Genomic DNA, 25,479 nt, shown 5'->3' with positions numbered 1-25,479 from the left:
TCCAGGTTTTCCGTCGCGCAGGGCGCCGCCCGCTGCCGCGGACCGGCGGGCCCTGAGTGTCAGCAGCGCAGGCGGCGGCGCGTGGCAAGACCCAGGCCGATGAGGCCGGCCACAAGCATCGCAGCCGATGCCGGCTCGGGCACGGCTGAGACTGCGTTGAAGGGCTGTGGCGCGTCGTTGCCGATGCGGATGCTCGTGACGTCGAGCGTGTGCGAGAAATCGGCGGCGCCACCGTTCTGCGCACCCGTGAACAGGAATGCGCCCACCATGTAGAAGTAGCGGCCGCAGGCGGGCGAGATGGGAGTCTGGCAGTCGATCCGCGTGCCATTGGCGCTCACGTGGAGGGTGGTGTCGACGTCCAGCGAGCGGCTCATGGTGTCGCTTTGCACACCGAACACGTCGAGATGGGTCTGCGTGCTGGGGTGGGCGGCAATGAGTTGCTGCAGCAGGGGATCGCCCCCGACTTCGAAGGCATCGAGCCCCGCGGCCTTGAACAAGGCGTACTGGCTTTCGGCCGTGAAGTTGGCTTGCGAGCCGACGACGAAGGCGGTGACGGCAGCGCCCGAGCGGTCGGCGCCCAGGGCGCGGTCACCCGTCGTCGCCAGATGGCCATCAAGCTTCAGGTCAAACTGAACGGTCGTGTCCTGGTCCAGCATGGCCCAGTAGCCCACGAAGGAATGGCCGACTGCAACGCTGCTGATGGCGGTCGGATTCAACGGCGCCAGCGCGGAGGCCGACGCACCGAGGCTGGTCGGTCCGACGCGGGCGAAGGCCGAGGCCAGCTTGTCATTGACGGCTTGCGAGTCAGCCGCGCTGCGGCTCAGCTGGGCAGCGGACGGAAAGTTCAACCAGGCGCCGTCCTGGCTGAGCGTGCCGTCGATGATCGTGCCGGCCGTGGCCTCGTTGGTGGCGACAAACCACTGGTTCAGTTCCAGCCCGTACAGGTTGGACGCATTGGGCATGCCCAGGGAAATGGGCGGCAAGGTCGCGTCGGCCGATGCCGGGAGGTGGGCGAACGCGGCGGTCAAGCTCAGGGCCAGGGTGGCGAGGCGCAGGGACGTCATGAGATGAGGCGTTAGCAGGGACGGCGGAGTCTAGGAGTCGCTTCGGCTCACTCCGTCCCCGTGGCACCCAAGGGCTAGGGATGCCTGCCGGTTGGATTGCAACCAGCTGTGACTGTCAGGACGTCAGCCAAGCCGCAAGCCCGGCGGCTGCTGCGCGCCCGCTTGCCATGCTGGCCGTCAGCAGATAGCCGCCGGTGGGCGCCTCCCAATCCAGCATCTCGCCGGCGACGAAAACGCCGGGCAGGGCGGTCAGCATCAGGCCACCGGTCAGCGCCTCGAAGCGCACGCCGCCGGCCGTGCTGATGGCTTCGGCCACGGGGCGGGGCGCGTGCAGCGTCAGCGGCAGATGCTTCAGCGCGGCAGCCAGCGTAGTGGCGTCCAGCATTTGCTCGCGCGTCAGCAACTCGTGCAGCAGGCCGAGCTTGAGTGGGTTCAGGTGCAGGCGGCTCTTCAGGTGCGAGGACAGGGACCGGCTGCCGCGCGGGTGCCTGACCTCGGCGAGCACGCGCTCGGGCGCCAGCTGGGGCAGCAGGTCCAGGTGCAGCGTGGCGACGCCGTCACGCGCGATCTGCTCGCGCAATGTGCTGCTCGCTGCATACACCAACGAGCCCTCGATGCCTGTGGCCGTGAAGACGAACTCGCCGGCGCGATTCGCGAAGCCTTCGGTCTCGAGTGCGACCGGCTTGATCGGTTGGCCGGCGAACTCGGTGGCAAAGCGTTCGCTCCAGCCGGGGCCGTCGGCGTGGGCCGCGGTGGGCCCCACGTCGAAGCCGCAATTGGCGGGATGCAGCGGCGCGATGTCCACGCCCCGCGCAGCGAGCCGCTCGACCCAGGCGCCGTCCGAGCCGAGTTGGGGCCAGGAAGCGCCACCCAGCGCGAGCAGCGTGGCGCGTGGTGTCACCAGGCGTTCACCGTCGGGGGTGTCCAAGCGCAGCGCGCCATCGTCAGCCCAGCCCGTCCAGCGGTGCCGCATCGCGAACTTCACGCCGGCCGCGCGCAGGCGGTGCAGCCAGGCGCGCAGCAGCGGCGCGGCCTTCAGGTCTTTCGGAAACACGCGGCCCGAGGTGCCGACGAAGGTCTCGACGCCCAGTCCCGAGGCCCAGTCGCGCAGCGCGTCGCCGTCAAAGGCGCGCAACAGCGGCTCGATCTGCGCGGCGCGCTCACCGAAGCGGCCGACAAAAGGCTCGAAGGGCTCGGAATGGGTCAGGTTGAGGCCGCCCTTGCCGGCAAGCAGGAATTTGCGGCCCACGCTGGGCTTGGCGTCGAAGACGGTGACCGCCAGGCCGGCGGCGGCCAGCACTTCGGCCGCCATCAGCCCGGCAGGGCCGCCGCCGATGATGGCGATATCGGCCGTGAGATCTTTGGGATGCATGCCCGATTCTAGGAACCGGTGCTTGCGGCGCTGTGTTTGGGCCGTGCAGCCTACGGAGCTCCTCGCCCGTCAGGCCCGTACCGCCGGTTTCGCCCCCGCCGGCGCCAGGGCGTTGTTGCCCCAGCACTGCTCGTACTTCCATCCGGTCAGTTCCTCGGCCACGGCGCGGGCCTGCGCAGGGGCGTCGGCGATGCGGCCACCGGCCTTGATGCGGGCGATTTCTTCCAGCAGGACGGCGTGGTTCTTGCGGTCGAGCTTCATCTGGGTGGTGTAGTAGATGCCGCCCAGCGCCAGGCCGATGACGCCCAGCGTGAAGATGCCGACGATGGCGTTGATCGCGCTCTCCGGCTGTGTGGCCTGGCCGGAAAGGAAGCCGAACTGGCCGAGGATCCAGCCCATGACAAAGACGACAGCCGAGCGCGTGATCTTGCCTGCGAAGGTCATGGCGCCGGCATAGATGCCTTCGCGCCGCCGCCCGGTCAGCACCTCATCGACGTCGGCCAGGAAGGTGTAGACCGTCCAGGGGATGTAGTAGACCCCGCCGGTGCCCAGGCCGAACACGGCCGTGACGGCGAAGAGAGCGATGGCCGTGGTCTGCTTGCTCCAACCCAGGTAGAACAGCGCGGTATAGGCCAGCACGCTGCCGCAAACGATGAGCAGGGCAATACGGTAGGGGCGCGCAAAACCGAATTTGATGCACAGGCCGATGAATAGCATGGTGGATATCAGCTGCATCACCGAGCTGAAACTGTTCAGATAGCCGACAACCGACTTGTCCTGCCCCATGCAGAAGACGATGAAGTAAGTAAATATCGAAGCAAACAGCCATTCCGCCCCAAACCCCAGCAGATACATGCCAAGGTGCTTGCGAAAGATCTTGAGATGGAAGGTGGACAGCATGTCCATGCCGAGTTTCTTGAGCGCCTGGCCCAGGCTGCCGGCGCGCTCCTGCGCCACTTCATGCACGGGCCGCTCCCAAGAGGAGAGGTAGAGGGCGGTCATGGCGCCGCACATGATGAGGGCGTAGATGATGCCGGTCAGCAGGAAGGGCGTGGCCGATTCCTTGCTGTAGACCAGGAAGAGCTGGGCCGGGATGAAGGCGGCCAGGAAGTTGGCCGCCTTGCCGAACATGGCCTTGGCGCCGGTGAGTTTGGAGCGAGCCGAAAAATCCGTGGTCATCTCGGTCGCCAGGGTTTCATACGGCACCATGATCGAGGTATAGACCAGCTCGAAGAGGGCATACATGCTCAGGTAGTACCAGAACCCGAAACCCTCGATCCACATCAGTGGATAGAGCAGCACCAGGGGTATGCCCGTCAAGATGAAAAAACGCCGGCGCCCGAACTTTCGGCCCAATCGCGTGTTGTAGAAGTTGTCGCTGATATACCCCATCACGGGGTTGCTGATGGCATCCAGGATGCTGGCCAGGGAGAAGATCGTGGCCGCCTCGACGACCGTCAGACCGCAGAAGGTCGTGTAGAAATAGAGCAGCCATGCGGCCGCAATGGCCAGGGCACCGCTGCCCAGCAGGTTGGCGCCGCCGTAGCTCAGCGTGTGCCTCATCGAGATCGTTTTGCTCATGACTTGCTGTCTCTCATTTAACTGGAAGACAGTTTCATTTTTTGTGGCCTGCCGTTCCGTGAAGCAAGTATCCCATTTACAGATGCTTTGGGACCTGCCGTCAACCCTGGGCTGAACCGGTCGCAGGTGGCCTGAACTTCTCGTTCCCCCATGCACTGAGCCCTGCCGGCTGGGGCCGGCAGGGCTCAGTGCAGCTGCAGTCGCTGCGCAAGGGGGCCCGCGAGGCCGACGCGATGGTCAGGCCCCGCTGGGCGGGCTCAATCGGCGCGCAGCTTGGCGCGCAGGCCGGCGCCGATCTCGGGCCGATCGAGGAAGGGATCGGTCGGGTTGCGCAGCAGCATGACGTCCTCCAGCCGCGTCTGTACGCCGGCCAGGGCCTGCGGGTGGCTGAAGATGTAGAACTTGTTGTGGTCGATGGCGTCGAACACCATGGCCGCCACATCGGCCGCGGTCAGCTTGCCCGAGGACACAGCCTTGTCGCTCTGGGCCTGGGAAATCATCTGGCTCTTGGTCGGCTTGCTCGCCGCGAACTCGCCGGGGCGGTTGCGGTGGCTCTGGCTGATGCCGGTGGGCACGAAGAAGGGGCAGAGCACCGAGGCATGGACCTGGTCGGTCACCAGGGACAGGTCCTGGTACAGCGTCTCGGACAGCGACACGACGGCGTGCTTGGACACGTTGTAGACRCCCATGTTCGGCGGGTTCAGCAKCCCRGCCATGSWGGCGGTGTTGACGATGTGGCCCGAGTAGCCCGGGTCGGCCTTGGCCGCAGCCAGCATCATGGGCGTGAACAGGCGCACGCCATGCACGACGCCCATCACGTTGACACCCATGACCCATTCCCAGTCGGCCAGGGAGTTCTCCCAGATCAGGCCGCCCGAGCCGACGCCGGCGTTGTTGAAGACGAAGTGGGGTGCGCCGAAGCGTTCCTGCACGGCCGCAGCCAGTGCTTCCATCTGATCGGCCTTGGCCACGTCGACGACCCGGGCCAGCACCTCGACGTCCTTGAACTCGGAGGCGGCCTTGTCCAACGCATCGGCCTGCACGTCGACGAGGACGAGGTTCATGCCGCGCCGGGCGGCGAGGCGGGCGGTTTCCAGGCCGAAGCCGGAACCGGCGCCGGTGATGACAGCGGTTTTCTTGGTCATGTTCAGGTCTCCTGAGAAGGCGAAGGGCCGCCCCGAGGCTTCTCAACCCCCTCGGGGGGCTGAGGCGCTTGCGCCGATTGGGGGCTACGTTTCTGCATCTCTTGGTGAGCGATGCCGTCTTCCATGTATTGCTCGCCAACGGGCGAGAAGCCGAAGCTTGCGTAGAAGCGCTCCAGGTGCGCCTGCGCATGCAGCGTGATCGACTGGCCGGGCCACAGCTGCTCGCACTGCGCGACGGCTTCGGCCATCAGCGCGCGGCCCACGCCACCACTGCGTGCCGCGGGCGATGTGACGACGCGGCCGATGAGGGCGTCGGGCGCCTTCAGTCCCGGTGGGATCAGCCGCGCATAGGCCTTGAGCTGGCCGTCATCGCCGTGACCAAGCAGATGCCAGGTCTTGGCGTCGAGGCCGTCGATGTCAAGGAACACGCAGTTCTGCTCGACGACAAAGACCTCGGAGCGCAGGGCCAGCACACTGTAGAGCTGCGGCACGCTCAGCTCGTCAAAGCGCAGGCAGGTCCAGCGCATCAGATCAACTTGACGAGCTGCTTGCCGAAGTTCTTGCCCTTGAGCAGGCCGATGAAAGCCTCGGGCGCGCTGGCGATGCCGTCGGCAATCGACTCGCGGAACTTGAGCTTGCCCGTGGCGACCATCGTGCCCAGTTCCTTCAGCGCCTCGGGCCAGACTTCCATGTGCTCGGACACGATGAAGCCTTCGACTTTCATGCGGTTGACGAGGATGAGCTGGGGCGCCGCCATCGGGATGGGCTGGCCGTCGTAGCCGGAAATCATGCCGCACATCGCGATGCGGCTGAAGGCGTTGGCGCGCAGCAGGACGGCGTCCAGGATCATGCCGCCAACATTCTCGAAATAGCCGTCGATGCCGTTCGGGCACTCGGCCTTCAGCGCGGCAGACAGCGAGCGCACGTCGGGGTGCTGCTTGTAGTCGATGCAGGCATCAAAGCCCAGTTCCTCGACGACATAGCGGCACTTGTCGGCGCCGCCGGCGAGGCCCACCGCGCGGGCGCCGCGCGCCTTGGCGAGCTGGCCGACCACACTGCCGACCGCACCGCTGGCGGCACTGACGACGACGGTTTCACCGGCCTTCACGTTGATGATCTTCGTCAGGCCATACCAGGCCGTCACGCCGGGCATGCCGACCGAGCCCAGGTAGGCGGACAGGGGGATGTGGGCGGTGTCGACCTTGTTCAGCACGCCGCGCTGGGTGGCGTCGACGGTCTGGAATTCCTGCCAACCGCCCATGCCGACGACCTTGTCGCCGACGGCGAAATTGGCGTTTTTCGACTCGACGACTTCGCCGACGGTGCCGCCGATCATGACTTCATCGAGCGGCTGCGAGGCCGCATAGCTCTTGCTCTCGTTCATGCGCCCGCGCATGTAGGGATCGAGGCTGAGGAAGTGGTTGCGCACGCGCACCTGGCCCTCGGTCAGCGCGGTGAGCGGCGCTTCGACGAGGCGGAAGTTGGCGGGCGTGACCTCGCCCTTGGGGCGGGAGGCGAGGACGATCTGGCGGTTGATGGGGCTCATGGGGCTGCTGGTTCACACGACAGCCGCCATTGAAGCACCCCGGGGGAGGCCCCTGCGTCCCAGGCGCGACAACGCTTTAGAGCGGTCGACTCACGGTGCGATCGTGATCGGGTAGCTGGTGCAACCCAGCTTTTCGGAGATGTCCTTGCTGGCCGTCTGCAGCATCCTGACGACCTCGGGCGCCTTTTCGACATCGAAGCGGAAGGTCGGGAAGGACACGCTCATGCCGGCGATGGGCTGGCCGAGGCGGTCGAAGATGGGCACGCCCAGGCAGCGGATGTGATCGTCGAACTCTTCGCGGTCTTCACCGAACCCCTGCTTCTTGACCTGCTCCAGCTCGGCCAGGAAGGCCGGGCGTTCCGTGATGGTCTTGTCGCGAAAGCGCTTGAACTCGGCCCCGTCGAGGATGCGGTCGCGGCGCTCGGGGTGTTCCCAGGCCATCAGCACCTTGCCGATGGCCGTGCAGTGCAGCGGCGCGCGGCGGCCGATGCGCGAGTACATGCCCAGCATGTGGCGCGAATCGACCTTGTGGATGTAGATGATCTCGCTGTCGATGAGGCTGCCCAGGTGGACGGTCTCGCCAGTGGCGTCGGCCAGCATCTGCATGTGGTGCTTGGACAGGTCCACGAGTTCGGGCGAGGGCAGGGCCTTGGCGCCGATCTCGAACATGCGCATGGCCAGGCCGTAGCGCTCGCTGTCGGCCTCCTGGCGCACATAGCCCAGGCCCTTCATCGTCTGCAGGAAACGGTAGACCGTGGCCTTGGGCATGGCCAGGCGCACCGACAGGTCGGTGATACCGATGTCACTGCGCTCACCCAGGGCGTTCAGGATCGCGAACACCTTGAGTACCGCGGCAACCGACTCCGGCTGCTTGGAATCAGCAATGTCGTCGTCCATCGTTTCGATTCTTTCGGGTGCGTGTTTCAGTAGCCGGATTCTGACTCAGGCGCGGCGCGGCCCGACGCCTGCGCGGATTTGCTCAACCAATTGATCGGGACGGGCCGGGCGCAAGGCTGCCGCGTCGTAGGACTCGTCGGGGCGCCAGCCGACGTCGGCGGACAAGGTCTCGCCGGGGTGCGTGGCTGCCCAAGCGGCCAGGATGTCGACCGGTTGGCCGTTGAGCCGGCTTTCACGGTCGGTGAAGGCGCTGCCCTTGAGGCGGCGGATCAGCCGGTCGGCCTTGATCTCGGGCGGCAACTCCCAGCGGTTGTGCTCGCTGTACAGGCGCGAGCGGATGCCCACGCCCAGGGAGTAGCCAAAGTCCTCGGCACGCTCGGCGCTGAAGAGGTTGGCGACGACATGCACGCGGCCAAAGCGAACCCGCGGCGTGCGCTCCTTGCAGGCGTGGAAGTGGTTGTGATGCAGCGTGACGCGCAGCAGGCCGTCATCCGTGATGCGGCCGTCGCTGTTGCCGATCAGCATGGTCTTGTCGTGGGCCTGGAAGCGGCACCAGGACACGGTGACGAGATCGCTGCCGTTGGTGATGTCCAGCAAGCCGTCGTGGTGCTGCACGCGCTGGCCCAGGCGGATGGGCTCGAGCTTGTCGGGGTGGTTGCCGTCGTCGAACAGGCAGTGGTCCACCCAGACGCGGTCGGCACCGCGCAGCGACAGCGCGTCGTACTCCGAGTTCCACTCGCCGTGCACGTTGTCGCGCGGCTCCCAGGCGGGGAAGTGGTCGTACGCGTCGGAGAAGCGCAGGTCGCGGATGACGATGTTGCTGACCTTGTCCAGCAGCACCATGCCGTGCTGGAAGCCGGCGCCAGGTGCGGCGCCCAGCAGCGTCGTGTTGGACGGCAGGCGCACGATGGAGACGTCGGCCTGGCGCTTCTCGGAGCGCTTGCGGGCATCTTCCAGCGGCCCCCTGGGGTCGTCGCGGCCCCAGGTGGCGGGGTCGAACGCGCGGTCGAAGGCGTCGAAGTTGAACTCGGGATCGCGGAAGGCTTCGACGCCGCCGGGGCAGAGGTCGATGAGCTTGTGGATGCGGATGATCTTGGGCTTGTCGCCCAGGCGAAGCGCGGCATCCAGGCCGGCGCGATCGTGAACGTCGAAGACATGCTCGGGAACGGCTCTGGCCCCGCCGGTCGTGCCGCCGGTGCCCGCCCAACCCAGAGGCGCTTCAACGGGTGCATGGGGCGCGGTGGCGCAACCGCCCAGGGCAGAGAGACCGGCAAGAGCCAGCAGGTGGCGACGTTGGAAGCTCATTGATTTTTGAACTCGAAAAGACGGTTGCCGGCGGCGTCGAAGGGTCGGCGCGAGGTGCTGGCCGACCAGGGGCCGATGTGGAGGCCGATCTCGCTGTCGCGCACGACGGCCGCGCCATTGGGGCTGGTGCCGGCCACCCAGGTGCCAGCCTTGACACCCGCATCCCAGGCACGACCGATGGATGTGGCGCCGGGCGCGATGCCGGGCTCGCCGACCAAGCGGCTGTGCGTGATCAGAAACCCCTGGGTCACGTCGGGCGCCGTGCTGGGCGCCAGGACGATGCCGCCGTGCCCAGGCGTGCGGCGGTTGGCGCGGCTGAGGATGGTGCTGTGTTCGATGACGAGCACGGCGTTGCCGAAGATGAAGTCCACGTCGCCGGCGATGAGGCTGTGGCGGATCAGCTGGCGGGCTGGCGCGTCAGGCGTGCGGCGCTTGGCGTAGAGCGTGTCCTGGTGGCCCAGCAGGCGCACGGCTTCGAGCTGGATGCGGTCGCCCATCAGCGTCAGCGCCACGGCCTGCGCACCGCCGCTTTCGCCCACGCCCGGCGGGTAGGCCTCGCCACGGCGCACGCCGTCCATCGCGTCGTTGGCAATGGTCAGCGAGATGAGCTGAACGTCGTTGCTCTGCACCAGCATGCTGGTGCTGCCGCTGGTGCCGACGGTGGCCTTTCCGAGTTCAGGCCAGCAGGGGTGGGCGGGCTCGTTCTCGCCCTTGGGCTTACCGGAGAAGCGGCTGTCGACGAGTACGACGGCGCTGGCCTCAAGCGCCGAGCCGACGAGGGCCAGCGGCGCCTTGTCCTTGATGCAGACGGGACCGCGGTAGGTGCCGGGCTGGATGTGGATGACCCAGCGCTTGCCGCCCTCGGCGGGCACCTTGTCGATGGCGGCTTGCACCGATTCACCCGGCTTGACGACGAAGTCAGGCGCCGTCGCGGTGAGGTCGGCCAGCGGCCCCGGCTTCCAGTCGCCGAGGTAGGCCGCCGCGGTGTGCGCGGCGGCCTGCTCGGCCGGCAGCTGAGGGCGTGCTTGCCCCTGAGCTGCCGTTACGGCAAGCGATGCGGCCAAGGCCAGCGCGAGCTTCACAGGTCGGCCAGGTAGAGGGCCGGCTCGACGCCGTTCGCGCGCTCCTTGTCGCAGCTGAAAAGCACCTGCTTGTTGTCCGGCGTGAAGCTCGGGTGCGGGTGCGTGACCTGGCGGTCGTCCTTGTAGACGTCCCAGCCGCTGTCGTGCCGCGCGATGGGGCGGGTCGTGCCGGCTTTCAGGTCGAACAGGTGCAGATACGGGTCGCCCACCAGCATCGCATTGCTGGCCGTGCTGTCATGGCTGACCTTGCCCACGCCGTCGCCGACGATCAGCGTGCCGTCGTAGTTGCTCATCAGGTGCGAGCACTGCGGCATGGCCGTCAGCAGCTTGTTCTCGAGAGTGACGGGGTCGAGGCTGTAGATCCAGCGCTCGGGCGACTTCTCGTTGTAGCTGACGTAGATCATGGCGCTGCCGTCCGGCACCCAGAACTCGTGCGTGCAGCTCTCGCCGTCGAGATGTTCCTTGCCGCAGCGGCGGTTCGTGCCGTTCTCGTCGATGAACCACATGCGCGCGTCGATGAGGTCGTGCGGGCCTTCGTGGCAGTAGGCGACGGTGTTGTCATCGAACGGGCGGTATTGCGGGTGGCCCAGCCAGCCGCGCTGCTCAAGGATGACGGTGCGTTTACCGGTCGCCAGGTCGACGCTGAACAGCCGGCACAGCGGCCGCTTGTGGAACATCTCGTTGAACTTCTGCCAGGTGTTCAACGGGAACCAGTCGTCAGCTGATATCTCGATGCCGACGATCTTTGTGCAGGCGCTGTTGCTGACCCAGGTGCCATAGCCCACCCAGGCGTCGGGCACGACGTACAGGACCTCCTCTTCCAACGTGGCGAGCTCCAGGCGGATGAACTGGCGCTTGTCACGGACGAAGTAGAGGTGCTTGTCATCGGGGCTCAGGAAGCCGCCGAAGGTGTTCTCGCCCATGCCGTCGGTGAGCTGGACGCAGCGCTGGGTGTCGAGATCCAGCAGGTGGTAGTTCCAGTTCGGACTCGGGTTGGGGCCGAACTCGCCGCCGAAGATCAGCTGGCGGCCATCGTTCGTGAAGCACTTCTGATAGAAGTAGTTGCGATGGCAGGTCACGTCCGGCGGCGTCAGCCGCGTGACCCGCGCACCGGTGTCGGGGTCCTCGCGGGTGAGGAATTCAAACTTGCGTTCGGTGGATTTCATGGCGTGATCCTTTTTTGGGCCGAGCGCTGGGCCGCTCCCGAGCCGGCCCCTTTGGCGATGTGCTTGCCGGTCGAGCCGGCAAGCATCGCCGTCCCCTCGGGGGCTGAGGCCGGACACGGCAAGTCCAGTGGACTTGTTGTGCCTGCCGAAGCGCTGCGGCGCTAGACGCAGCGCGGTCCCAGACCAGACTCGCTCGCGTGCAGCGATGCGCGGCTGGGCGAGGGGCGTTTTACCTGGCCAGCCAGCCGCCGTCCACGGCAATGGTGTAGCCGTTGACATAGTCCGAAGCCTGCGACGCCAGAAACACGACCGGGCCGGCCAGATCCTCCGGCTTGCCCCAGCGGCCGGCCGGGATGCGGTCGAGGATGGCGCTGTTGCGCTGCTCGTCGGCGCGCAGCGCGGCGGTGTTGTTGGTGGCCATGTAGCCCGGCGCGATGGCGTTCACATTGATGCCGTGCGAGGCCCACTCGTTGGCCATCAGCCGCGTGATGCCCATGACGCCACTCTTGCTGGCCGTGTACGAGGGCACGCGCACGCCGCCCTGGAAGCTCAGCATCGAGGCGATGTTGATGATCTTGCCGCCGCTGCTCTGGGCCAGGTAGACCTTGGCCACCGCCTGCGACAGGAAGAACACCGACTTCAGGTTCAAGTCCATCACGTCGTCCCAGTCGGCCTCCGAGAACTTGATGGCGTCTTCGCGGCGAATGATGCCGGCGTTGTTGACCAGGATGTGCACCGCGCCCGTGAAGGTCCTGGCCTGGGCGACCAGGTCGGAAATGGCGCTCACGTCGGACAGGTTGGCACGCATGTCCAGGAAGCGGCGCCCCAGCTTTTCCACGCCTGCCTTGGTCTCATCCGGGTCGGAGACGTTGAYGCCGACGATGTCGGCGCCGGCTTGGGCGAGCGCCAGCGCCATGCCCTGGCCCAGGCCGGTATTGCAGCCGGTGACGATGGCCGTCTTGCCGGCCAGGTTGAAGTTGTTGAGCACCATTTTTTGTTGCGTCCGTTCAGCGCGAGGGTCGTGGCCAAGGTGGTTCAGCTGGTTGAAACGCAGTTCCACTTTTTCCGATGCCACGACTTTAGGCAGCGCGCAAGTGTTGCGGAATCATGGTTTCTAATTAGTGAACCGATGTTCCGATTTTTGCATCTTCCCCCTATCATCGTCCACAGCGAACTTCGAAGACCCCAGCAATGAGCCCCTGTTTACCCATGACGGGCCCGCGCTGATCGACAAGTTTTTCCCTCGCCGCGACAACGACCTGTAGTCACGACGAAAGAACCGGCGCTCGCACTACAGCGTCGCCGGCTTTGGAAATCAACGGGTGCCCTGCGTGCGCCCGGGTTCCCAGCCTTGCATAACCCGAGAGCCGCCGGCGCGACACAGCGCCCAGGCGGCCTGCACCAGGAGACACCACATGCCCGCCGCTCGTCCTTTCCGTCGTCCGTCCCAGCGCCTGGCCTTGCGTCCGGTGGCCCTGGCCGTCACTTTCATTGCCGCGCCCGTCTGGGCCCAGACCGCGCCGGCCGCCTCTGCGCAACTGGAGACGGTCACCGTCACCGGCATCCGCGCCTCGCTGGAGAGCGCGCTGAACGCCAAGCGCCAGGACAAGGGCATCGTCGATGTCATCAAGGCCGAGGACATGGGCAAGTTCCCGGACACCAACCTGGCCGAATCGCTGCAGCGCATCCCGGGCGTCGTCATCGACCGTGACGCTGGCGAAGGCCGCAACATCACCGTGCGCGGCCTGGGCGGCGACTTCGCCCGCACCCGCATCAACGGCATCGAGGCCCTGGCCACCACCGGCGGCACCGACAGCTCCGGCGGCGCCAACCGCACCCGCGCTTTCGACTTCAACGTCTTCGCCGCCGACCTCTTCAACTCGCTGACCGTGCGCAAGAGCAGTTCGGCCGACGTCGATGAAGGGTCACTTGGCGCCACCATCGACCTGCAGACGGCTCGCCCCTTCGACCTGAACAAGTTCGCGGCCGCCGTGTCCGTCAAGGGCACCTACAACGATCTGTCCGGCAAGGCCACGCCCAAGGCCTCCTTCCTGATTTCCAACACCTTTGCCGACAAGAAGATCGGCGTGCTGCTGTCGGGCGCCTATTCCAAGCGCAAGGTCTATGAAGAGGGTTTCAGCACCGTGCGCTGGGACAACGGCCCGTCCAGCGGCAACGCCTTCAGCGGCTGGTGCCCGCCCCAGGGCGTGACGGCCAACCTGCCCACCGGCTCCACCGCCACCACCTGCGGCCCCGCCGCCCAGGGCGTGGCCCGCCTGCCCAACACGCCGGAAAACCTGGCCGCCTACAACGAGGCCAGCAAGGCGACCAGTTTCCACCCGCGCCTGCCGCGCTACGGCCGCCTCACGCACGACCAGGAGCGTCTGGGCATGACCGGCGCCATCCAGCTGCGCCCGGCCGACAGCATGTTGATCACCTTCGACATGCTGTACAGCAAGCTGGAGGCAACCCGCCAGGAAGACTTCCTGGAGGCCATCTCCTTCAGCCGCGCGCTGTCGGCCGGCGGCAAGCAGCAGACCAGCGTCGTCGAGGCGCAGTACGCGCCCAGCGGCCAGATGCTCTACGGCAAGTTCAACGGCGTCGACGTGCGCGCCGAGTCGCGCTTCGACAAGCTCAGCACCGAGTTCACGCAGCCCTCGCTGACCGTCGAGCAGGACATCACCGACACCCTCAAGCTGACTCTGCGCGGCGGTCGTGCCACGTCCCGCTTCCGCAACCCCATCCAGACCACGACGACGCTGGATGCGCCCAACGTGAACGGCTATGTGTTCGACGCCCGCGGCGACGACCGCGCGCCTCTGCTCGGCTACGGCAACCTCAACCCCAGCGACGCCAACGGTGGCCTGAAGATCTACGGCGTGCCCGTCGGCTCGACCAGCATCGCCAACTTCACGCCCAGCGAAATCCGCATCCGCCCCAACGGCGTGACCAACCGCCAGGACGTGCTGACCGCGGACGTGGCCTGGGAAGTCATTCCCGACGTGCTGACGCTCAAGGGCGGCGCCAGCTACAAGCAGTTCAAGTTCACCAGCTACGACATCCGCCGCACCGTCGAGACGATGAACACGCTGCCGGCCAACGTGATCCCGGCCAGCCTCGTGACGACGCTGACGGGCTTTGGCAAGGGCCAGAACCTGCCCAATGGCTCGATCACCTCCTGGGTCATCCCCAACCTGGACGCTATCGCCCAGGCCTATGACATTTACTGCAACTGCCTGAAGACCGGCCCCGCTGGCGGCCCGGGCGACTACACGCTGACCTCCATCACCAACGGCAGCGCCCGTGGCGGCAACCGGGCCATCTCGGAGACCGACACCGGCACCTGGTTCATGGCCGACTTCGAGACCCGCCTGGGCGGCATGGCCGTGCGCGGCAACCTCGGCACGCGCTACGTCAAGACGGCCATCGTCGCCAGCGGCTACCTGGCCACGGGCGGCGGCAGCCCCGTCACCGCCACCCGCGATTACACGGACTGGCTGCCCTCAGCCAACATCGCGGTCAACTTGACCAAGGACCTGATCCTGCGCGCCGCGGCCGCCAAGGTCATGTCGCGCCCGCCGCTGCAGAACCTGAACCCGGGCGGCACGCTGAGCACGACAGGCACGCTGAGCTACACCGGCGGCAATCCGGCGCTGGAGCCCTTCCGCGCCACGACCTTCGACCTCAGCGGCGAGTGGTACCACTCCAAGAACGGTTTCATCGGCCTGGGTGTGTTCCAGAAGGACATCAAGAGCTATGTGCTGACGGTGGGTCGCAACGTGGCGTACAAGGACACCGGCCTGCCGATGTCGCTGCTGCCGAGCAACTTCACCGGCGACGAACTCTTCCTGGTCAGCGCGCCGGTCAACAGCCCGGGCGGCAAGCTCACCGGCTTCGAGATCAACGTGCAGCAGCCCTTCACTTTCCTGCCGGGCTGGGGCAAGAACTTCGGCGTGCTGGCCAACTACACGCAGGTCAAGTCCAAGATGGACTATGTGCTCTCCGCCTCGGTCGGGGCGGCCACCGTCTCGGAAGACCTGGTCAACCTGTCGCCGCGCTCCTGGAACCTGTCCGTCTACTACGACGACGGCACCTTCAGCGGCCGCGTGTCGACCTCGGCCCGCTCGGCCTTCCTGACCACCATCCCGGCCGGCAACAACCAGGACGTGGCAGGCAAGAACAAGACCTTCAACGTCGACCTGTCGATGGGCTATCAGTTCAACAAGCAGCTGCAGCTGACGTTTGAAGCGACCAACCTGACCAACCAGCCCAACGACCAGTTCATCTCCCGCGCGATGAACAACGTCGTCGTCAACAACTACACCGGCCGCGAGTTCATCGTCGGTGGCCGCTACAAGTTCTAAGGCGGACATGGCCTAAAGAAAGCAAAGGGCGCAGACCTACGTCTGTGCCCTTTTTCGCTTGCGGGACCCTGCAGGTCTCCTGATCCCGAAGACGTGTCGATCGCCCCGCGGCGAGCCCGACCACACGGAGACAAATCATGAAGACCCACAGGACCCTGGTGGTCGCAGCCGCTGCATGGCTGATCGCCACCGTCGCCCAGGCCGCCAGCAGCCTGCCCGCCGGCACCCTCATCACCGGCCAGGTCAGCGGCGCCAGCACGATAGTGCTGGGCCTGGACCACGGCTTCACCGAGGAGGCGGGCAGCAACATCACGGCGTTGGCTGCCACCGACCTCGAGTTCCTGACTGGCGACGCGGCGGTGGGTATCGACTTCTTCAGCGACGGCCATGTGCAGGTCTGGAACAACACCGGCGCCACCGGCCTGACCGGCAGCTACAGCTTCACCTTCAGCTTCGCCGGCCTGAGCCAGCCCATCACCGGCTTCACGACGCTGGACATGACGGGTGTTGCCGGCGGCAACGTCAGCCTGCAGCTGGTTGACCCGCACACCGTCAGCCTGACGCTGAACAACGTCAACTTCACGAGCGAGTTCGGCAGCTTCACGACACAGATCGCCGTCAGCGCCGTGCCGGAGCCTGGCAGCCTGGCGCTGCTGGCCGCAGGCCTCGGTGTCGTGGCCCTGCGCAGGAGGGTCGTCGCATGAAAGCCCTCAAGCACCTGGGCATTGCCGCGCTGCTGGCCCTGAGCCTGCCGGCCCATGCCGTTGATGCCGCGCAACAGACCGCACCCAGCGATGGTTGGGGAGCCGGCACCGTCGGCGGCAGCGCCGCCACCCCCGAGCACATCTACACCGTGCACAACCGCGCCGAGCTGCTGAACGCGCTGGCCAATGGCGGCAACGCGGCCAAGATCATCAAGGTGGCCGGCACCATCGACATGACCGAGGGCACGCCCTTCGCCAGCACCGCCGACCAGAAGGTGAGGGCGCGGGTGCGCCTGACCAGCAACACCACGCTGATTGGCGAAGGCCCGGGCGCCGGCTTCGTCAATGCCTGGATCGACATCACCAGCGTCAGTCAGGTCATCGTGCGCAACCTGCACCTCGTCGCGCCCTGCGATGTCGGCCCGATCTGGGACCCCACCGACGGCGCGCTGGGCAACTGGAACTCCGCCTACGACGCCATTGGCATCGTCACGGCCACGCAGGTCTGGATCGACCGCAACACCATCACCGACGCACCCGTCACCGACGACACCCTGCCCGTCGAGAACGGCAAGACCAAGCAATGCCACGACGGCGCCATCGACATCACCAAGGGCGCCGACCTGATCACGGTCTCCTACAACCTCGTCACGGCGCATGACAAGAGCATGCTGATCGGCGGCTCCGACAGCCTGACCAGCGACGCCRGCAAGCTGCGCGTCACCATCGCCAACAACGTCTTCAACGGCGTGGTCCAGCGCGTGCCACGCGTGCGTTTCGGCCAGGTCCACGTCTTCAACAATTATTTCGTTGGCAGCAAGACGGCCAACCCCTATCCGCACAGCTACAGCGTCGGCGTGGGCAAGGCGAGCAATGTGCTGTCGCACAGCAATGTGTTCGCCATCGACGGCGCGACCGGCTGTGACAGCGTCGTCGTCTATGCCAGCTCCGACCATACGGGCGTGTTCCAGGACAGCGGCTCCACCATCAACGGCGCCGCGTTAGGCGCCTGCAGCGCGCTGCCCGGCACGGTCTTCGTGCCCGGCTATGCCTTCAAGCCGCGGCCGGTGGCCCTCGTCAAGGCCAACAACCTGGCGTTGGCCGGCGCGTGGAAGATCTCGACGCAGATCAGCGGCAGCGGCAATGTCAGTGAAGTGGGCGGCACGAAGGCGCCCGCCGCGAACGAGACCAATGTCCACACCGACACGCGCCTGTCCCTGTCCTTCGATGCGCCGCCCGCCATCGGCACGGCGGGCAAGGTCAATGTCTACCGCACGAGCGACGACGTGCTGGTGGACAGCATCGACCTGAGCACCGCGCCTTCGGCCAGCGATACGCAGACGGTGCTGGCCCGCACCAACCTCGAGATCGACGCGCTGGGTCTCGGCGTCATGCCCGACGGCGCCACGTTCGCGCGCTATGTCTGGTACCGGCCCGTCAGCGTCAGCGGAGCCAAGGCCTCGGTCAAGCTGCACAGCAACAAGCTGGATTTCGCCACGACCTACTACGTGACGATGGACGCTTCGGTGCTGTCCGGCACCATCAAGGGCGCTGCCTTCGCCGGGATAGCCAAGGCCGACAACTGGAAGTTCACGACGCGCGCTGCGCCGGCCAGCTTCACGAACCTGAACGTCGACGACGGTGGCACAACGGCCGACTTCCGCACGCTGCAGGGCGCGCTGAACTGGGTCATGAAGAACTGCTCGACGAACAGCCCGGCCGCCAACGGCTGCAACACCGTTGCCACGCCCAAGACCATCCACCTGGCCAACGGCAGCTACCCCGAACTCAACATCCTGCGCAAGGTGTCCAACCTCAGCATCGTCGGCGAGAGCCGTGATGGTGTGGTGGTGGGCGACGTCAACTTCGAGTCGCTGAACTCGGGCAGTGGCGCGAGTTCCGCAACCGCTGGCACCGCACTCAGCACCTCGGGCAAGACCCTGGGCCACCGCGTGCTCGGCGGCGGCCGTACGGCCCTGCTCGTCGAGACGTCAGACCTGCTGACGCTGCAGAACTTCACGCTGCAGAACCCGCATGTGCGCAGCACGAGCTGGGACAACCAGGCCGAGGCCATCTACTTCAACACCAGCACGACGGCTGCGGCCGCGCGCTTCGTGGCCAAGCAGATGAACTTCCTGAGCCAGCAGGACACGCTGCAGCTCAAGGGCTACAACTGGATCTACCAGTCCCTGGTCGCCGGCAACGTCGACTTCATCTGGGGCAGCGTGATGGCCAGCCTGTTCGAGGACTGCGAGATCCGCTCGGTGGCCGACACGTCCAGCGGCTCGGCGGGCTTCATCCTGCAGTCGCGCGCCACCGCCGGCGACAAGGGCTTTGTCTTCCTGAACAGCCGGCTAACCGCCGAGCCTGCAGTGAGCCAGGCCTACCTCGCCCGCAGCGGCGGCACGACGGCAACGACCTATATCGATCACATCGCCTTCGTGAACACCAAGATGGGCTCGCACATCCTGCCCGCCGGCTGGTGTGTGGGTACAGGCACCAGCAAGACGGGCGTGGGCACGGGCAATTGCGGCAGCAACCCACCGTCCTGGGCCGGCACGGCCGACGGCGGCACCACCGACACGGTGGGCTGGCGCGAGTTCGGCAGCATGGACCTCAACGGTGCGCCGCTGGACGTCAGCGCGCGGCTCGGCGTGGCGTCGGTCAAGGTCGCCAATGTGCCGACCAATGTCGTGCTGGCCAAGCCGCTCGGCTCCGCTGCGGGCTTGACCACACGGGCCGAGATCTTCCAGAACTCGACCATCGCCACCGGCGCGCCCGGCGGCTGGGTGCCAGCCCCCTAGACCCATCCAGCAAAAAGCACCACGGAGACACGATGAACATGAAGAACCCGCACGCTCGCCTGACCCTGTGCGCCAGCGCCGTGTTGAGCCTGATGGCCACGGCCCACGCGCAGACCACCGATGCTCCCGCGACGCTGGAGCGCATCCAGATCACCGGCTCCTCCATCAAGCGCCTGGCCGGCGAGACGGCACTGCCGGTCTCGGTGATCAAGTCCGAGGAGCTCGAAGCCCGCGGCCACACCGAGCTCAAGGACCTGGTGCTGGAGATGCCGCAGTCGCTGTCCCTGGGCACCAACAGCGGTGCCGCAGGCCCGATGCTCAATCTGCGCGGCCTGGGGCCGATGCGCACGCTGACCCTGCTGAACGGCCGGCGCATGGCCAACGAGCCGCTGCAGGACCAGTACGTCTCCGTCAACGTCATCCCGCGCATGGCCCTGGACCGCGCCGAGACGCTGCGTGACGGTGCCTCGTCCATCTACGGCTCCGACGCCATCGGCGGCGTGCAGAACTTCTACACCTTCAACAGCTTCAAGGGTGCGCGGGTGAAGGCCGAGTGGAACCAGCCCGAGCACTCCGGCGGCGGCGAGACCAAGGCCATCGGCGCCATCGTCGGCGCGGGCGACCTCAACGCCGATGGCTGGAACGCCTACTTGTCGCTGGACCATCAGCGCAAGTCGGCGCTGTTCAAGATCGACCGGCCCGAGCTGTATGACTACTCGGTGCTGTCGGCCATGGGCCTGGGCCTGCTGCCCGACAACAAGAACCCCAGCCCAATCGCCAACTTCGGCTTCGCAACCGGTGCCAATTCCAACTACAACCCTGCCTTTGCGAACGGCTGCGCGGCGCCGTACTCGCTGCCGACTCTCGGCGCCGGCAGCGTCGCCACGCCGGCCACTTACTCGAACGCCGGTTGCTACCGCAACCCCAACTATTACGACGCCGTCACCGATGGCAGCGAGATCACCAACGTCTTCGGCAAGCTGAGCTGGAAGATCAACAACGACCACTCGCTGGCGCTGGAAGGCCTGCACTCCAGGTTCAATGTGCAGAAGTACCGTGGCATGCAGGTGCCCGCCGGCACGGCCCCGGCCACCACCTACAGCATGCCGGCCACCAGCCGCTTCTACCCTGGCAAGGGCATCACGCCGGCCGTCAAGGTGGTGGGCAGCAACACCGGCGCCAACTCGCCGGCGATGTTCATCGACGCGAGCAAGACGCCCGGCACGGTCACCGACCTGAACATGAACAACCGGACGATCTACTTCGTCTGGGGCCCGGCAGAGCTCGGCTCGGCCTACCGCAACGACGAGCAGACCAACGACCGCCTGGTGCTCAGCGCCGAGGGCACGGTGGCTGGCTTTGACTACCGCGTGGGCCTGAACTACGGCCGGTCGCTGCGCGACACCCGCGCCGGCGCCGGCTACATCCTCTACTCCAAGGCGCAGGAGGGCTTCACCAAGGGCATCCTGAATCCCTTCGGCCTGCAGGACGAAGCCGGCCTCGAATACTTGCGCAGCATCGAGGCGAGCGACTACAGCTACCGCGTCAACCGCGCCTACAACCGCAGCGTGGACGTGACGCTGACGCACTCGCTGATGGACCTGGCCGGTGGCCCGCTGATGCTGGCCGTGACCGGCGAAGTGCGCCGCGATTCGGCCAAGGTCGAGGCCGCACCGCTGGACTACGTGGCCAAGAACGCCAACGGCAGCTATGCGATCGACGCCTTCGGCAACGTCAGCAAGCACGACCTCGTCGGCGAGACGCCCACGGGCGTGGCACGCGACCTCGGCCGCAACATCAAGTCGGCGGTCATCGAAGTGGACGCGCCCATCACCAGGCGGCTGAGCTTCAACGCCGCGGTGCGCTCCGACACCTACAGCGACCTGAAGACGACGACGGTCAACCCCAAGCTGTCGGCCCGCTACCAGGCGCTGGACGAGTTGGTGCTGCGCGCTTCGGCCAACACGGGCTTCCGGGCGCCGTCCATCATGGACATCCAGAACCCGACGCCCGAGGTTCGCACGCAGATGATGGACGACCCGGTGCTGTGCCCGAGCGCGACGCCCACCATCACCAACACCGGCAACCCGGTCAACGGCTTCACGCGCGACCAGGTCTGCAACCAGACCATGAGCTACTGGACCAAGTCCCCGGACAACAGCTTCCTCAAGCCCGAGAAGTCCAAGGGCTGGACGCTGGGCCTGGCGCTGGAGCCGACCAAGGGCCTGCTGATGACGGCGGACTACTGGGGCATCAGGCTGACCGACATGCTGGGCGCCGTGGCCATCGCCGAGGTGCAGCAGCAGCCGGCCAAGTACGCGACCAACATCATCCGCAAGGCCGACGGCACCATCGACTACATCATCGCCAGCCAAGCCAACCGCGGCGACACCAGCATCCGCGGGCTGGACCTGTCCATGATGTACCGCGTCGCCACGCCCATCGGCCAGGCCAGCTTCATGCTGGACGGCACCTACTACGAGAGCTACCGCTTCAGCGCCGAGAAGAACGGCGAGGTGCTGAGCAATGTCGGCATCATCACCAACGACGCGCGCTACGGTGGCGCCGGCGTCAACTCGGGCCTGGCCGGCATGCCCCAGATCAACCCGCGCTGGAAGCACACCGCCTCGGTGGGCCTGCGCAACGGCCCGTGGTCGGGCCTGGTCTCGGTGCGCTACAACACCGCGCTGACCGACATCACGCCGCGCGCCGGCTCGACGGTGAACCGCGTCAGCCCCTACAGCCAGTACGGCGCCAGCCTGGCCTACTCAGGCTTCAAGGGGCTCAAGCTCAGCCTGGCGGTCAACAACATCACCAACGCGACACCGCCGATCACGGCCAACAGCCTCTACGTGGGCTACATCACCAGCATGGCCGACGTGCTGGGCCGGGCGTACAAGGTCACCGCCGACTACAGCTTCTGAGCATGAGGCATCTTCATTCTCCGGGCCGTCGCGGCCTGCTGGCCGGTGCTGGCGGCCTGGGTCTCATGGCCTGGCTGCCTTCGGCCGTTGCGCAGGCCCCGGCCACGGCTGGCATCGCCACCCGCGGCTGGACCGAGACCCAGGGCGGCCGCGGTGGCCGCGTCATCAAAGTCACGACGCTCGCGCCTGCGGGCCCCGGCAGCCTGAAGGAGGCGATCGAGGCCAGCGGCCCGCGCATCGTCGTCTTCGAGGTCGGTGGCGTCATCGACATGGGCGGCCAGCCGCTCAAGATCACGCAGCCCTTCCTGACGCTGGCCGGCCAGACGGCGCCCGATCCTGGCGTCACCGTCATCAAGGCCGAGACGACGATCTCGACCCACGACGTCGTCATCCAGCACCTGAGCTTTCGGCCCGGCGAGTTCGGTCGGCCCAAGAAGGGCGGCGGCGACCAGGACGGCATCTCGACGCTCGGCGGCGCGCACGACGTCATCGCCGACCACTGCAGCTTCTCCTGGGCCACCGACGAGAACCTGTCCGCGAGCGGCCCGCGCTTCGAGGGCAAGACGCTGGAGGACTGGCGCAAGGCCACGTCCCACCGCATCACCTACACGCACAACCTCATCTACGAGGGGTTGGGCAATTCGGTGCACGAGAAGGGCGAGCACAGCAAGGGCAGCCTGATCCACGACAACACCAGCGGCGTGCTGATCTACGGCAACGTCTACGTGTCCAACCGCCAGCGCAATGCCCTCTTCAAGGGCGGGGCGCAGGGGGCGATGGTCAACAACTACATCTTCAACCCCGGTGATCGGGCGGTGCACTACAACCTGCTGGCCAACGAGTGGGAGGGCCAGCCCTGGCAGACCGGCAAGCTGACGCTGGTGGGCAATGCCATGCGCTACGGCCCGAGCACGGTGGCGGGCACGCCCTTCTTCATGCTGCTCGGCCAGGGCGACCTCGAGCTCTACATGGCCGACAACCTCGCCCACGACGCGAGCGGCGCGCCTGTGCCTCTGCTGGGTCGCAATGCCGCGACCACGGCCAAGCTGATCGTGGCCAGCCAAGCCTATCTGCCGCCTGGCCTGCCGCCGCTTCGTGCTGCCACCGCGCTGGCGCATGAGCTGCCTGCCCTCGTAGGTGCACGCCCATGGGCGCGCGACCCGCTGGATGCGCGGCTGCTGGCGGAAATGGCGCAAGGCAAAGGCAAGCTGATCGACTCCGAAGTCGAGAACGCCCTCAGCTACCCGCGCCACGCGCCAACGCGCCACGCCTTCAAGCCCGAGGACTGGAACCTCGACGACATGAGCCCCAAGGCTGGGTGGCCAGCCCTCGCAAAACCATGAAACTGTCCCCCTTGTTCCTCACCCTGCTGCTGGCCGGCAGCGCCGCCGCGCAGACGCCGGCTTCATTGCCGGCTTCCGCGCCGCGCGGCGAGACCACCGCCAATGTCGCCACCGGCCCGCGCCTCATCCTCGTCGGCGACTCGACGATGGCGCCGCGCAGCGGCTACGGCAATGCGCTGTGCGCGCGCTTCCAGCAGGTCGCCTGCATCAACCTTGCGCGCGGCGGCCGCTCCAGCATGAGCTTTCGCGCCGAGGGGCTGTGGTCCACGGTGCTGGCCCTGCTGAACGAGGGCGGCGCCAGCAAGCAAAAGACCCTGGTGCTGATCCAGTTCGGCCACAACGACCAGCCCGGCAAGCCCGGCCGCTCGACCGACCTGGCCACCGAGTTCGGCCCGAACATGGCGGGCTATGTGAAGGACGTGAAGGCGGCCGGCGCCGAGGTGATGCTCGTCACGCCGCTGACGCGCCGCACCTTCAAGGACGGAGAGCTTGGTAACGACTTGCGCCCCTGGGCAGAGGCCGTCATCAAGGTCGCGGCGGAGCAGGGCGTGCCGGTACTCGATCTGAACGCCATCAGCCACGCTGCAGTCGCCGCCATGGGCCAGCCGGCCGCCGACACGCTGGCCGAGGCACCGCCGCGCTTCGATCGCACCCACCTGGGACCCAAGGGCGCGGCGCTGTTCTCGGAGCAGGTGATGGAGGGGTTGTTGAAACTCAGGCCGGAGCTGGCCACGGCGCGCACGCTCGAGAGGTGAGTCAGGGCAGCACGACGGTCACGAGAGCCATGGCGTCCTCGAGCGCCAGCACGTCGTGCACGGCCTCTCGGTCCAGGTAGAGCAACTGGCCTGCCTGCAACTGATGGCGGCCGGCGTCGGTCGTCACGGCCAATGCGCCAGAGATGCACTGGATGGTGATCTCGTGCGCCACCTTGTGCGGCGGCAGCGCCTTGCCGGCGGGCAGCACGAGACGCATGACTTCCAGGTCGAGCGACTTGAACAGCGCCACCGTCCGCGCCCCATCTGGGTCGCCAGCGGCGGGGCGGATGTCGATGGCTTGACCGGGCGTGGCATGCGGGATGGCCATGGCAGCGAGTATGCGCCTCGTGCGAATTCAGGCTGACAGCGAGTCGCGCAGCCAGGCCAGGTACTCGGGCGTCGCGCCGACCACAGGCAGCGCAAAGAGCGCTGGCAGCTCGTAAGGGTGCTGCTCAAGTAGCAGCGCCTCAAGTGCCGGATAGCGTGCGCGGCTGGTCTTGAACATCAGTCGGACCTCGGGCTCACAGGTGACCTCGTCATGCCAGCGGTAGGTGCTGCGGACGGCTTCCGTCTGCACACAGGCAGCGAGGCGCTGCTCGATGGCCGCACGGGCCAGTGTGTCGGCCTGGTCTTGATTGGCCACGGTCGTGAAGACGGCCAGCATGTCCATGCGCTTCAGTGCTCCGGCAGGGTCTCGTGCTCGGTAAGCGGAGTCGCCAGTTTGGCCCATGGCGGGCGCTGACCGGCGAACAGCACGGCCGTGGGCGAGAACAGGGCGGGATCGTCGAGGCTGCCGACATAGATGGTGACCATCTCGGGTGCCGACTCTGGCGTGCCGAAAAGCAGGCTGCCGCAGTCCGAGCAGAAGTTGCGCACCGCGGCCAAGCCGCTGCCGCCGGTGATGCGCGACTGCTTCACGACGCCGGTGTACGAGAAGGACGGCTTGGGGACACCCAGCACCGGCACGCCGCCACTGCCGGAGGCACGCTGGCAGTCGCGGCAGTGGCAGACGACCGAGAACAGGACAGGGCCGGTGGATTCGTAACGGACGCCACCACAGAGGCAGCGGCCGGTCAGCTGGACACTTTCCATCACTTCTTCTGCGCCGGCCGGTGGATCATCGTCCGCTGGAACCATGCTTCGTTCATCCGCGCCAGGAATTGCGCATTGATCGGAAAGCCGCAGCCATCACCCAGCACGGCTTCGGAGCCGCAATGCGGGCACATGGCTGTCTGTTCGCTGATGGCCTTGGGATCGTCGATGTTCTGCACCGTCAGGCCGGTCCAGCCGACGATGTCATCGGGCTTGAAGATCCCGACGCAGTTGCAGCAACCGCAGACCTTGCTGGCCTCGATCTGGGCGTAGTTGTTGGTCGTGTAGCGGTAGGCGGCGAGCAGTTCGTTCATGGCAGGTCCGAGGACAGGTTT

General features: G+C 66.7%; 21 protein-coding genes. 6 read left to right on the top strand and 15 right to left on the bottom strand.

The features are described from left to right. Window positions 1–59: 59 nt before the first annotated feature. The 11 genes from ACXJKM_RS20125 to kduD all read right to left on the bottom strand — a co-directional run bounded on the left by ACXJKM_RS20125 (window position 60) and on the right by kduD (window position 12,149). Window positions 60–1,064, bottom strand: a complete 1,005-nt coding sequence (locus tag ACXJKM_RS20125) for a PEP-CTERM sorting domain-containing protein (protein ID WP_457354686.1) — start codon at window positions 1,062–1,064, stop codon at window positions 60–62. A gap of 115 nt (window positions 1,065–1,179) precedes the next feature. Continuing rightward, window positions 1,180–2,436 carry a TIGR03862 family flavoprotein gene (locus ACXJKM_RS20120; RefSeq protein WP_457354684.1) on the bottom strand — a complete coding sequence of 419 codons (1,257 nt, stop codon included), beginning with the start codon at window positions 2,434–2,436 and terminating at the stop codon, window positions 1,180–1,182. A gap of 69 nt (window positions 2,437–2,505) precedes the next feature. Further along, window positions 2,506–4,017 carry an MFS transporter gene (locus tag ACXJKM_RS20115; RefSeq protein ID WP_457354682.1) on the bottom strand — a complete coding sequence of 504 codons (1,512 nt, stop codon included), beginning with the start codon at window positions 4,015–4,017 and terminating at the stop codon, window positions 2,506–2,508. A 257-nt stretch (window positions 4,018–4,274) separates the two neighbouring features. Then, complete coding sequence (locus tag ACXJKM_RS20110) at window positions 4,275–5,162, bottom strand: SDR family oxidoreductase (protein WP_457354680.1); 888 nt, start codon at window positions 5,160–5,162, stop codon at window positions 4,275–4,277. A gap of 2 nt (window positions 5,163–5,164) precedes the next feature. Beyond that, window positions 5,165–5,689, bottom strand: coding sequence for a GNAT family N-acetyltransferase (locus ACXJKM_RS20105; protein ID WP_457354678.1), 525 nt, complete (start codon window positions 5,687–5,689; stop codon window positions 5,165–5,167). Then, window positions 5,689–6,708, bottom strand: a complete 1,020-nt coding sequence (locus tag ACXJKM_RS20100) for an NADP-dependent oxidoreductase (RefSeq protein ID WP_457354676.1) — start codon at window positions 6,706–6,708, stop codon at window positions 5,689–5,691. The genes ACXJKM_RS20105 and ACXJKM_RS20100 overlap by 1 nt, the downstream gene beginning before the upstream one ends. Before the next feature lie 90 nt (window positions 6,709–6,798). After that, window positions 6,799–7,605, bottom strand: coding sequence for a DNA-binding transcriptional regulator KdgR (gene kdgR / locus ACXJKM_RS20095; protein ID WP_457321418.1), 807 nt, complete (start codon window positions 7,603–7,605; stop codon window positions 6,799–6,801). A gap of 45 nt (window positions 7,606–7,650) precedes the next feature. After that, on the bottom strand, window positions 7,651–8,910 hold the full coding sequence (locus ACXJKM_RS20090) for a pectate lyase family protein (RefSeq protein ID WP_457354674.1): 1,260 nt from the start codon (window positions 8,908–8,910) through the stop codon (window positions 7,651–7,653). Then, window positions 8,907–9,992, bottom strand: coding sequence for a pectinesterase family protein (locus tag ACXJKM_RS20085; RefSeq protein ID WP_457354672.1), 1,086 nt, complete (start codon window positions 9,990–9,992; stop codon window positions 8,907–8,909). The genes ACXJKM_RS20090 and ACXJKM_RS20085 overlap by 4 nt, the downstream gene beginning before the upstream one ends. After that, entirely contained in the window at window positions 9,989–11,158 is a 1,170-nt protein-coding gene (locus ACXJKM_RS20080; protein WP_457354670.1) for an oligogalacturonate lyase family protein, read from the bottom strand. The genes ACXJKM_RS20085 and ACXJKM_RS20080 overlap by 4 nt, the downstream gene beginning before the upstream one ends. Window positions 11,159–11,387: 229 nt before the next feature. Further along, entirely contained in the window at window positions 11,388–12,149 is a 762-nt protein-coding gene (gene kduD / locus ACXJKM_RS20075) for a 2-dehydro-3-deoxy-D-gluconate 5-dehydrogenase KduD (protein WP_457354668.1), read from the bottom strand. Window positions 12,150–12,573: 424 nt separating this feature from the next. Between kduD and ACXJKM_RS20070 the strand changes: the two genes are divergently transcribed. The 6 genes from ACXJKM_RS20070 (at window position 12,574) to ACXJKM_RS20045 (ending at window position 24,052) form a co-directional block, all read left to right on the top strand. Next, a complete protein-coding gene (locus tag ACXJKM_RS20070; RefSeq protein ID WP_457354666.1) occupies window positions 12,574–15,522 on the top strand; it encodes a TonB-dependent receptor in 2,949 nt (982 codons plus the stop codon). A 137-nt stretch (window positions 15,523–15,659) separates the two neighbouring features. Further along, window positions 15,660–16,226: a PEP-CTERM sorting domain-containing protein gene (locus ACXJKM_RS20065; protein ID WP_457354664.1), complete on the top strand. Its 567-nt coding sequence runs from the start codon at window positions 15,660–15,662 to the stop codon at window positions 16,224–16,226. Further along, entirely contained in the window at window positions 16,223–19,030 is a 2,808-nt protein-coding gene (locus ACXJKM_RS20060) for a pectinesterase family protein (protein WP_457354662.1), read from the top strand. Before ACXJKM_RS20065 ends, ACXJKM_RS20060 begins: the two co-directional genes overlap by 4 nt. A gap of 32 nt (window positions 19,031–19,062) precedes the next feature. Next, entirely contained in the window at window positions 19,063–21,954 is a 2,892-nt protein-coding gene (locus ACXJKM_RS20055) for a TonB-dependent receptor domain-containing protein (RefSeq protein WP_457354660.1), read from the top strand. 2 nt (window positions 21,955–21,956) lie between these two features. Further along, window positions 21,957–23,297, top strand: coding sequence for a pectate lyase family protein (locus tag ACXJKM_RS20050; RefSeq protein WP_457354658.1), 1,341 nt, complete (start codon window positions 21,957–21,959; stop codon window positions 23,295–23,297). After that, on the top strand, window positions 23,294–24,052 hold the full coding sequence (locus ACXJKM_RS20045) for a rhamnogalacturonan acetylesterase (RefSeq protein WP_457354656.1): 759 nt from the start codon (window positions 23,294–23,296) through the stop codon (window positions 24,050–24,052). The genes ACXJKM_RS20050 and ACXJKM_RS20045 overlap by 4 nt, the downstream gene beginning before the upstream one ends. Window position 24,053: 1 nt before the next feature. Here the strand turns inward: ACXJKM_RS20045 and ACXJKM_RS20040 are convergent, their stop codons facing one another. The 4 genes from ACXJKM_RS20040 to ACXJKM_RS20025 are packed head-to-tail and all read right to left on the bottom strand — an operon-like array spanning window position 24,054 to window position 25,458. Beyond that, window positions 24,054–24,380, bottom strand: a complete 327-nt coding sequence (locus tag ACXJKM_RS20040; RefSeq protein ID WP_457354654.1) for a cupin domain-containing protein — start codon at window positions 24,378–24,380, stop codon at window positions 24,054–24,056. 27 nt (window positions 24,381–24,407) lie between these two features. Continuing rightward, window positions 24,408–24,722 (bottom strand): divalent-cation tolerance protein CutA, encoded by a 315-nt coding sequence (cutA, locus tag ACXJKM_RS20035; protein ID WP_457354652.1) that lies wholly within the window; start codon window positions 24,720–24,722, stop codon window positions 24,408–24,410. Between the two features lie 5 nt (window positions 24,723–24,727). Continuing rightward, on the bottom strand, window positions 24,728–25,144 hold the full coding sequence (locus ACXJKM_RS20030; protein WP_457354650.1) for a GFA family protein: 417 nt from the start codon (window positions 25,142–25,144) through the stop codon (window positions 24,728–24,730). Continuing rightward, window positions 25,144–25,458, bottom strand: a complete 315-nt coding sequence (locus ACXJKM_RS20025; RefSeq protein ID WP_457354648.1) for a hypothetical protein — start codon at window positions 25,456–25,458, stop codon at window positions 25,144–25,146. The genes ACXJKM_RS20030 and ACXJKM_RS20025 overlap by 1 nt, the downstream gene beginning before the upstream one ends. Window positions 25,459–25,479 lie beyond the last annotated feature (21 nt).

This window comes from Roseateles sp. P5_D6 (assembly GCF_054049415.1).
This window is presented reverse-complemented; position numbering and strand designations above follow the sequence as displayed.

What these genes read in the sequence shown, in the direction of transcription:
- ACXJKM_RS20125 (WP_457354686.1), bottom strand. Translation starts at nt 1,064, where the DNA reads ATGACGTCCCTGCGCCTCGCCACCCTGGCCCTGAGCTTGACCGCCGCG.
- ACXJKM_RS20120 (WP_457354684.1), bottom strand. Translation starts at nt 2,436, where the DNA reads ATGCATCCCAAAGATCTCACGGCCGATATCGCCATCATCGGCGGCGGC.
- ACXJKM_RS20115 (WP_457354682.1), bottom strand. Translation starts at nt 4,017, where the DNA reads ATGAGCAAAACGATCTCGATGAGGCACACGCTGAGCTACGGCGGCGCC.
- ACXJKM_RS20105 (WP_457354678.1), bottom strand. Translation starts at nt 5,689, where the DNA reads ATGCGCTGGACCTGCCTGCGCTTTGACGAGCTGAGCGTGCCGCAGCTC.
- ACXJKM_RS20100 (WP_457354676.1), bottom strand. Translation starts at nt 6,708, where the DNA reads ATGAGCCCCATCAACCGCCAGATCGTCCTCGCCTCCCGCCCCAAGGGC.
- kdgR (WP_457321418.1), bottom strand. Translation starts at nt 7,605, where the DNA reads ATGGACGACGACATTGCTGATTCCAAGCAGCCGGAGTCGGTTGCCGCG.
- ACXJKM_RS20090 (WP_457354674.1), bottom strand. Translation starts at nt 8,910, where the DNA reads ATGAGCTTCCAACGTCGCCACCTGCTGGCTCTTGCCGGTCTCTCTGCC.
- ACXJKM_RS20080 (WP_457354670.1), bottom strand. Translation starts at nt 11,158, where the DNA reads ATGAAATCCACCGAACGCAAGTTTGAATTCCTCACCCGCGAGGACCCC.
- ACXJKM_RS20070 (WP_457354666.1), top strand. Translation starts at nt 12,574, where the DNA reads ATGCCCGCCGCTCGTCCTTTCCGTCGTCCGTCCCAGCGCCTGGCCTTG.
- ACXJKM_RS20065 (WP_457354664.1), top strand. Translation starts at nt 15,660, where the DNA reads ATGAAGACCCACAGGACCCTGGTGGTCGCAGCCGCTGCATGGCTGATC.
- ACXJKM_RS20055 (WP_457354660.1), top strand. Translation starts at nt 19,063, where the DNA reads ATGAACATGAAGAACCCGCACGCTCGCCTGACCCTGTGCGCCAGCGCC.
- ACXJKM_RS20050 (WP_457354658.1), top strand. Translation starts at nt 21,957, where the DNA reads ATGAGGCATCTTCATTCTCCGGGCCGTCGCGGCCTGCTGGCCGGTGCT.
- ACXJKM_RS20045 (WP_457354656.1), top strand. Translation starts at nt 23,294, where the DNA reads ATGAAACTGTCCCCCTTGTTCCTCACCCTGCTGCTGGCCGGCAGCGCC.
- ACXJKM_RS20040 (WP_457354654.1), bottom strand. Translation starts at nt 24,380, where the DNA reads ATGGCCATCCCGCATGCCACGCCCGGTCAAGCCATCGACATCCGCCCC.
- cutA (WP_457354652.1), bottom strand. Translation starts at nt 24,722, where the DNA reads ATGGACATGCTGGCCGTCTTCACGACCGTGGCCAATCAAGACCAGGCC.
- ACXJKM_RS20030 (WP_457354650.1), bottom strand. Translation starts at nt 25,144, where the DNA reads ATGGAAAGTGTCCAGCTGACCGGCCGCTGCCTCTGTGGTGGCGTCCGT.
- ACXJKM_RS20025 (WP_457354648.1), bottom strand. Translation starts at nt 25,458, where the DNA reads ATGAACGAACTGCTCGCCGCCTACCGCTACACGACCAACAACTACGCC.